Source organism: uncultured Legionella sp. (assembly GCF_937871865.1).
GTDB lineage: Bacteria > Pseudomonadota > Gammaproteobacteria > Legionellales > Legionellaceae > Legionella.
This window is the reverse complement of record NZ_CALMPD010000050.1, coordinates 1-3507: the sequence shown is the minus strand read 5'-3', so window position 1 is coordinate 3507 and position 3507 is coordinate 1. Positions and strand designations below refer to the sequence as shown.

The following is a 3507-nucleotide window of genomic DNA, read 5'->3' as shown; positions in this document are numbered from 1 at the left end:
ACAGGCATTGTGGGTTTTGCTGACTTACTGAAAATGGAATCCGATAACCCACACATTAAAGAATACTCGGAAAATCTGGTGGCATCGAGCCATGCCCTATTGGATTTGCTAGATGAAGTGCTTGAAGCGATTAGAGTAAGCTCGGGAGAAATTCCAAAACTGAAGAAAAAATTCAGTCTTGAAAAAACATTAAACCAGGTTATTGAACTCAATCGTGCCCGCTCCTTAGAAAAGAAACTCGCCTTAACTCTGAATATGGATAAGTCCATACCCAAATACCTGATTGGGGATAAAGTTCGCCTGCATCGCGTAGCACTTGAGCTGGTAGCCAACGCCCTGAACTTTACCGATAACGGCTTTGTGACCCTCAATGCCCTGCTTGCGAAACAAGACGAGGGAAAGCTGGTATTAAAACTGATAGTGGAAGATTCAGGAATCGGCATCCCTAAAGACAAACAACACGAAATTTACATCCAATTTAAACGACTTACTCCATCCTACCAGGGCATTTATAAAGGCGTAGGACTTGGTCTTTCAGTGGTAAAACAGTTTATCGATGAACTGGGTGGTGAGATTTATGTGGACAGTGAGGTACGGCGCGGTACGACATTTACTTGCCTTATTCCCCTACAAGAACCCTTGCTTGATGATGCGTCAGGAATTGACTCGGAGATGGAGCAGAGTGTTGACACTCCGTTAGAAACAACCTACGCCCAAGAAATTAAACCAAGCGTTGAGCTGAACCAATGCCATGCATTTCGGGTCTTAGTCGTTGAAGACAACCCCATTGCCCAAACGGTTGCTAAAGCAATTCTCTCACAACTGCGCTGTGATACAGACATAGCGGAAACGGGTAAAAAAGCGGTAGAGCTATGGAAAAATGGCCAATACAATCTCATTTTCATGGACATCGGATTACCCGATATGGACGGTTATGAAGTGACTCATCACATCAGACTGCACGAAATAACAAAAAAAACACACAGCCCTATCATTGCCCTTACAGCCCATGCCGGAGATGAAAACAAGCAACGTTGCATCGAGGCAGGAATGAATGCCGTGTTAACCAAACCCCTAACGGCACAAAGCTGCACCGACATACTTGATGCATTTATTCCAGGATATCATCAGCAGAATAACACACCTCAAGAAATCACCCATCGCTCTGAATTACCCCAAAACGATGGCTCGTTGTTTGACTTAACCCCCTACCCTATTCTGGATGTTGAAGGAGGAACTAAAGCGACCGGAACCCTTGCGGTACTCACCGAAATGCTGCATTTCATGGTTCATGACTCACTGATTCCTGATGTGTCATTAATGAAACAGGCACATGATGCAATGGATTGGGATACAGTCCAAAAAATAGCTCATAAAATCAAGGGAGGCGCCGTCTATGTTGGCACAGTAAAAATCAAAATGGCGTGCCAGTATTTGGAGCAGTATTGGAAGTCGGGACAATGTGAGTTAATGGAGCCGCTTTATCAACAAACCATCAAAGTGATCGATGAGAGCATTAAAGAAATTAATCTTTGGTTAAAATCCCATTAGTCACGTGAGGAACAGCCAAATTTGTTTTCCGTTCTTAACAACGATACTTACTGGCTCTATTGATAAAAGGATAAAATGCACGATGTTTAGCTTCCTCCCAAAGCCCAAATACCTCTTTCAAATAATTTCCAAGTGTTAATTGCATCCTTTATTTATCACTATTTGCATCATAAAATAGGCGCGTTTCAAGACCCCATTAATAACCTATTAAGAGAACCAACAGAAGCCTGGTCAGCCATTACCTGTTTGTCTCTAGCCTTACTGGTATATACTCAACCGCATTTGTTTTTACTAACACAAACTATGGGATTATATGCTGCGCTCGCATTATTAATTCCTGGTACTTATAGATCCTGGCAAGCAATTAAAGTAAAACGTTATCACCGAAGATTATTAGCCATGCCCACTTATGCCCTATCCACCACAGAAATACCTTTATCCAAAAACTGGTTGTTCCTAGGCAAAGGCTTTCGCTGGCGACCAAGCCACACTCAAAAGCTGCATCAAATTAAACAAGTCAAAAATGAAAAGTTCATGCAACGAAACAATTGCTACCAGCTTGTCAGAAGATTCTGCCAAAACCATGAACATACAAGGTTAACCAAATGCTTAAATGCTTAAATGCTTAAATGCTTAAATGCCAATTCAAAACTAAACCCATTTAGACCTGATCCACCTGTTGGCGGTAGTCCATTCTTACATGGCGTAGGTGAAGAAGATAAACCAGTCTACATCCCTCAAGATGTACGAGTAGGCCACACTTTCGTTGTCGGCACAACCAGAGTGGGGGAAACCCGTTTAGCCAGCATTTTGATTAACCAAGACATCCGCAACGGTGATGCCGTTATTGTTGTAGACCCCAAAGGCGATCAAGATCTGGTTAGAGATATGATGGCAGCCTGTAAAGTATCAGGACGAACAGAAGATTTCAAAATCGTACACTTAGGCTTTCCAGAACAATCCGCGCAATACAATCCTTTAAAGAATTTCGACCAAATCAGTGAGGTTGCCACACGCATCACGGATGCAATATCCGCAGAGGGAGAAGGAAAACAGTTTGCAGCCTTCGCATGGAAATACGTCAATATCGTTGCTATATGCCTAGAAGAAATGAATCAACCCATTACCTACCAAACAATTGCCTTCTACATCAGCCGATTAGAGCAATTATTAATGTCCTATGCTGATAAGATTCTTCCTAACCACTACCCTAACTATCATCAAGAGATAGATGACATCATCGACGAGCATGATAGTAAAATAGGCAAAAATAATAAAACTAAATCTCCAATGGAACGTCACCAGGCAGTCGTGCAATATGTCAAAGACCACATCAACAAAACCATCAAAAGCAACAATGCTGAAGCCCTGCACGACCAAATCTTAATAGACCTCTACGACGCAGCCATTATGGATAAACATTATTACGACAAAATCACAGCCAGTGTCGGTCCTGTACTGTCTGAAATCAATAAGAGTAATGCCTCAAAAATCCTATCGTCAAAAGCGCAGCCAGGTGAAATGGAACTGATGGATGTAATTAAAAATAGGAAAGTGCTTTATATCGGCTTAGATAGTCTCACTAACCCCAATATTGCTCAAGCAGTAGGAAAAGCCTTTTGTCTGATCTGGTATCTACAGCTGGTAAAATCTATAAAGAACCCAACGCAAGATACACTTTAAATCTGCATTGCGATGAGTTGTCAGAGATTATCCAGGACTCATTTGTGAAGATTCTTAATAAAGCAGGCGGAGCTGGGTTTCAGGTCACCGCTTATGCTCAGACTATCCAAGATATGGAAGTTGCACTCGGTTCTAAAGCCAAAGCCGAGGTATCTGAAGGGAATTTTAATACCCTAATTATGATGCGTGTTAAAAATGAAGAAACAGCCAACTTACTGCTCACCTTACGCACGCCACTCGTTAGCAAGCCATATTTTTTAACTCCTGCATCGC

At 42.1% G+C, this 3507-nt stretch carries 1 protein-coding gene and 1 pseudogene; both read left to right on the top strand.

Going from position 1 to position 3507, the window contains the following annotated elements:
• Positions 1-1551: response regulator (locus Q0495_RS03010; protein WP_298622872.1), on the top strand; the 1551-nt coding region annotated here is incomplete at its 5' end.
• A gap of 174 nt (positions 1552-1725) precedes the next feature.
• Positions 1726-3507, top strand: a pseudogene (gene traD / locus Q0495_RS03005) (type IV conjugative transfer system coupling protein TraD); the annotation flags it as partial.